This is a genomic window from Sporomusa sp., from assembly GCF_035561155.1.
GTDB lineage: Bacteria > Bacillota > Negativicutes > Sporomusales > Sporomusaceae > Sporomusa.
On record NZ_DATMYD010000056.1, the window covers coordinates 1 to 5,139 of the forward strand.

Consider the following 5,139-nt stretch of genomic DNA (forward strand, 5'->3'; position numbering starts at 1 on the left):
TGTTGCAGGACATCTACACAGTAGCGGCCCTCATCAATCATTTTTTCAATCCCGTTGATTTGTCCGCTGGTTCGCCTCAGCCTTTTTTTGATATCTGTCTTTTCCTTGTCATCTAACATATAGCTCCTCCTACTATACCCCGGTATAGTATTATTGTAAGACTAAAAGTAATGTACTGTCAATGCTTTTAGTCTTTCCTAAGAAAAAAAAGACTAACCATACCGAATTAATTGACCTGCTTTGGGGATAATAAGATAAAGAATTTATCGGGGAGGATTACTCATGCCTACAGTATTAAACGCGCCTACTAAGATGCAGACTTGTATTGATGCCTGCAACGCGTGCATGCAAGCTTGCGAGGAATGCTTGTCTTTGTGCCTACAAGAGGCTGATGTCAAAGCGAGAACTCACTGTATCAATATGCTCCGGGACTGTGCAGACATATGCACCATGTCTGCACAATATATGGCCCGGGGCAGCCATCATGCCAAGCAGCTATGTTCTCTCTGCGCAAGCATCTGCGATGCCTGCGCCAGTGACTGCGCCCAATTTAGAGACCCCCATTGCCAGCGGTGTGCCGACGCTTGCCAAGCCTGCGCCAATGAATGCAGGAAAATGGCGCAGTAATATCAACATGCCCCCGTCACCTAAGCATCTCTGCTTAAGAACGGGGGCATAGCTTTTTTTCACTAGTGAACTATTGTATCTGTATCCGATGGAGCGGACGACACAATTTTGATTACAATGCGATAAGGAAGACAAACAATTTGCTGAGGCGCGTGCTGGATCCATCCCATCTTAATGCAGTCCTGGTTGGGACAATCAGCTTCTCGCACCCGAATTCTGGTATCCTGAACCTCAATAATATCATAGTGGGAATCGCCACCAATCCGGATTTCTTGCTTATACCCCTCTTTGAGCGGCACAGTTTTATATAAGGTACCCTCCACCCATATTTCGGCCTGTTGTTCGCCACCCGCAGCCGCTATTGAAATGTTGAGCCCGATGCCGGCTACAGATAGGAGGAGTAATAAAACAACCAATACTTTATCAGCCCTTGTCAAACCTACCATTTGCGGTCAGCGCCTCCGCCTCCGCCTGACCCGCCCCCATAACCGCCGCCACCGCCACCTCGGAAACGTAAGAAAGATAATAAGAGTAAAGTAATACTGCCGCCAAAGAATAACCAATCACCTGCTACCAGGGCGGCTACTCCAATAAAAGCTATTAACTGCAGCCATCCCGGCAATCCGTTCCACCAGGTAGCGACACCTAGGCTTGCATCGGTTGTTTTATTTTTTTCATTTGCTCGTACATCTTTACCGTACTCACCAGATATTGTACTGACCAACGCCTTATATCCTGTCCACACGCCGCGATTATAATCACCCTGCTGAAAATACGGCAGCACTGATTCATCTAGGATTCTACCTGTTTTGGCATCATTGAGTACTCCCTCTAAACCATATCCGACCTCAATTCGCGACTGTTTGTCGTTTACTGCAATTAACAGAAGAACACCATTATTCTGGGTCTTGTCGCCAATGCCCCACTTACGGAGAATACCGAGGGCATATTCCTCAATCGGCATACCTTCTAACGAATTCACCGTGACAACAACCACTTGCGCCTTAGTGGTTTCCGCTATCTTCTTGCCTAGTTTGTTAATCTTAGCCTTAGTCTCGTCAGATAATACACCGGCATAATCCTGCACATACCGGCTGCTGACCGGTGCAGGCGGTATCGCTGGCTGTGCTGAAGCTACAGCAGTGACTGCCAAAGATATAACAAGTATGAGCCAAACTAGCAACTTTCTCATCCTAATCACCTACTTTATTAGCCCTTTAAGCTAATTGTACTCTTTCAGTATGAAGAAGTTATGAATATTCGGTGAAGAACTTATATTTTTATCCGATGACCAAGCCGCGCTAAGACTTGGCGTAATTGTCGCGCGGGAAGCGGCGGCGCTGGTTTGGCCACCGTGGCCGGTGCGCCCTTAACAGCTGACTGCATAATAACAGACACGGCAGAAGCCGCTGCTGGCTTCTGCCGTGTCTGTTGAAAAGAGTTTAGTATCTAAATTTAGAAGAAGAACTCAACTCGGGCAAAGCTTTTCTTCTCGCTGTCAGCTCCAGTTGATTTTACTTTGATGTCTGCAAAACTGACAGTAAGCAACGTATTTTTAAGCAAGGCATTTTGATATACTACCTCGAATGCCTTTTGGTCATTGGTCAGTAGTGTACCGCCTTTAAATTTACTGCCGGAATACCAGAAGTCTTTGTCTACCGTTTTGTAGAGCAGCGCCCAAGCCTGAGATCCTTGTTCATTTTTAACGAAGCGACCGCCAGTACCTGAGAAAACGGTATTGAGGTTGCCGTTGGAAAGCTGTACGAAATAAGAAGCAGGGTTATTATCAACTTTAGTGTTTTGGCCATATTCACCTGCGAGTGTCCATACCTTGTTCAGCTTTGCCAAACCGTTTACAGTCCAAACGTCAGCCGGATGATCGGCGTCCTTGAGGTATGTAGCGCCTACTGTAAGCTTGTTGCTCGCTTTCCAGGAAAGGTCTGCGGTAGCGATTTCACGTGCTTCTGTGGGTGTCGAGCCATCGAAGTATTTCTCACGGCCGTAGTACCCACTCAGTTTCAGGTCCGGACCAACTTTCGTTAAGAATTTAATACCATCCAGGTTTTCACTGCTGGTATTGTTTAACAGACCACGGCCCATTAAGAAGGTCTGGCGGCCCATAACCCAATCCATGCCAAGTGTGTCCTTTACATCAAAGTAAATGCGGTCAACGGTAAATCCCTTGTCATTCCCTATATCTTCCAGCGCCTTATCTACCCACTGCAAGCGGAGGTTGCCGGTAATTTTTTCGTTAACAGGGCCACTGAAGTAAATACGCTGGCGCAGGAAATTGTCACTAGTGGTCTTACCAGAAGTTGGATCTGAGACATTGAGCTGGTACCGTGTTTCAGACGATACCTTTACCTTGGGCTGATCTTTTTCCAGCTTGGCAACGCGTGCGCCGAGGGTGTTCAGCTCACTGGCAAACTCAACCGACAGTTTGTCGATAATCGCCTTGATATGGGCATCCGCCTTGCTGTATTTTTCTACCGCTTTAGCGGTAATTACCGCCATTTCATAACGGCTGATCATTTTGTCACCGCGGAAGGTGCTGTCACCGTATCCGTCAACGATACCGGCTTTTGACAACTGATTCACAGCGTCATAGGCCCAATGTTTGGCTGGCACATCACTAAAACCGGGAGCAGCAAACGCCGTTGCCGCAACACTCAATACAAAGATTAACGTTAAAGCAATCACACTTTTTCTCACAATATTTCCTCCTTAGGTTTTTTGTTTATGTACCGCGCGGGATGATAATAAGTTATCCTTGTTCCCTTACCCACCCGGCGGTTTATCATACACCTTTTTGCAGACCAGTGAGGAACCTAAGATTACACCTCCTTCCGCCCTCCGGCCGCCCGGTGTAAGATTTATCCATACATAATTACTACAATATGGCACTTCTTCCTATGTTTTCATTATAACCAAGTGTTATGAAGAACTAATGAATATCCTGTGAAGAATTTATGTTAATGTTATGAAGAAGTCATGAAGATCTTTTGAACGTTAATTACGAAAACAGGGGCTGTATGAAAAAAACAGCAAAGGGGCTGTCTCAAAAAATCGAAGCCACTAGACATTATTAGTTCGGTGAGTTAGGCTTGAGACGCATCTCGAAAGAATTTAATTTAAAGTTGCGTCAGACAACCATCCAGAAACTTTTACAAGCTGCACAATGCGCTTATTCACTCCCAAAACCAGAATCAGAACCAAAACTTCTTTTACTGCATCTAAAATTATATGATTTATCACGATTAGATTGAAAATATTGGACGACTTGAAAAGGAGATTGAGACTCTCCTTCTTCAAACAGATGGTTATCTGTTATTGACAATTCCGGGGATTGGAGTGGTTACTGCAGCTGAAAACCCCATCTGAAGTTTAGTCGACCAACTTTCAGGGACTTAACCGCTCGCCTGTGCCCTTTGGGTATAACTCCCACTTGAGAGGTGGGAGTCTTAGAGCGACTTGGTCATCGGATAAAATGCCTATACTGTCATCGGAGTAAATAAAATACGCAAAAGCCTACCACGCAGGCTTTTGCGTATTTTCTAGCCGGTCTTTAATTAAACCACGTCAAAGCCAGCCTCTTCTACGGCTTTCACAAGCGCAACCCGGTTAGCAGTACCAGTAACAAGCGCTTCTTTTTTTGCCAGATCAACACTGGCACTTACCACTCCCGGAATAGCTTGGAGTGCCTTTTCAACACTCATTTTACAATGTCCGCAGGACATACCCTCAATTTTCAATATCGTTTCCTCTTGACTCACAACATCACCTCCCCTCGTATATGACTCAGCATAAGTAACTCCCCTGCATTAAGCCCCATACGGGTTGAACCGTTTCAGTCTAAGTGCATTGGTTACCACCGATACCGAACTAAAGGCCATTGCCGCGCCTGCCAGCACGGGTGATAGAAATCCTGCTGCCGCGACTGGAATGCCAAGCGAATTATAGACAAGCGCCCAGAATAGATTCTGCTTAATGTTCCGCATGGTTGCCTTGCTTAAGCGAATGGCGGCCACAATACCAGTCAGGTCACCCCGCATTAGGGTAATATCTGCTGCCTCGATAGCGACATCGGTGCCTGTGCCAATAGCAAAGCCTACGTCGGCGGTTGCCAGCGCCGGGGCATCGTTAATGCCGTCACCGACCATAGCTACAACCTTACCCTCTTTTTTAAGAGCCTCAACCTTTTCGGCTTTGTGCTCTGGCAGTACTTCAGCCATAACGCTGGTTATCCCGACGGTTTGGGCGATGGCCTGAGCAGTCCGGGTATTGTCACCGGTTATCATCCATACTTCAATACCCATTTTTTGCAGCTCGGCTACAGCTTGCGCAGAATTCTCTTTCACTGTATCAGCCACGGCGAACAACCCTCTGAGCTTATTTTCTAAGGCAAATAACATGACCGTCTTACCCTGAAGTTCCAACTGTTCGATTCGAGGAACAGCTGATTCATACTCAATATTGTTTTCCTTCATTAGTTTGCGTGTACCCACCAAAATT

At 46.2% G+C, this 5,139-nt stretch carries 7 protein-coding genes; 1 reads left to right on the plus strand and 6 read right to left on the minus strand.

Annotated elements, in window-relative coordinates:
- Window positions 1–119: metal-sensitive transcriptional regulator (locus tag VN447_RS06670; RefSeq protein ID WP_325522467.1), on the minus strand; the 119-nt coding region annotated here is incomplete at its 3' end.
- Between the two features lie 163 nt (window positions 120–282).
- Here VN447_RS06670 and VN447_RS06675 point away from each other — a divergent pair.
- Window positions 283–627 (plus strand): four-helix bundle copper-binding protein, encoded by a 345-nt coding sequence (locus tag VN447_RS06675; protein ID WP_325524095.1) that lies wholly within the window; start codon window positions 283–285, stop codon window positions 625–627.
- 62 nt (window positions 628–689) lie between these two features.
- On the opposite strand, the gene VN447_RS06680 is transcribed toward VN447_RS06675, so the two are convergent.
- The 5 genes from VN447_RS06680 to VN447_RS06700 form a co-directional block, all read right to left on the minus strand.
- Entirely contained in the window at window positions 690–1,073 is a 384-nt protein-coding gene (locus tag VN447_RS06680; protein WP_325524097.1) for a NusG domain II-containing protein, read from the minus strand.
- Window positions 1,067–1,819, minus strand: coding sequence for a TPM domain-containing protein (locus tag VN447_RS06685; protein WP_325524099.1), 753 nt, complete (start codon window positions 1,817–1,819; stop codon window positions 1,067–1,069). Before VN447_RS06685 ends, VN447_RS06680 begins: the two co-directional genes overlap by 7 nt.
- A gap of 263 nt (window positions 1,820–2,082) precedes the next feature.
- The gene (locus tag VN447_RS06690; RefSeq protein ID WP_325524101.1) at window positions 2,083–3,339 is read right to left on the minus strand and encodes an S-layer homology domain-containing protein; all 1,257 of its coding nucleotides are present in this window, start codon (window positions 3,337–3,339) and stop codon (window positions 2,083–2,085) included.
- Window positions 3,340–4,196: 857 nt separating this feature from the next.
- Window positions 4,197–4,400, minus strand: a complete 204-nt coding sequence (locus VN447_RS06695) for a CopZ family metallochaperone (protein ID WP_325524103.1) — start codon at window positions 4,398–4,400, stop codon at window positions 4,197–4,199.
- Between the two features lie 48 nt (window positions 4,401–4,448).
- The coding region (locus VN447_RS06700; protein ID WP_325524105.1) for an HAD-IC family P-type ATPase at window positions 4,449–5,139 on the minus strand (691 nt) is incomplete at its 5' end.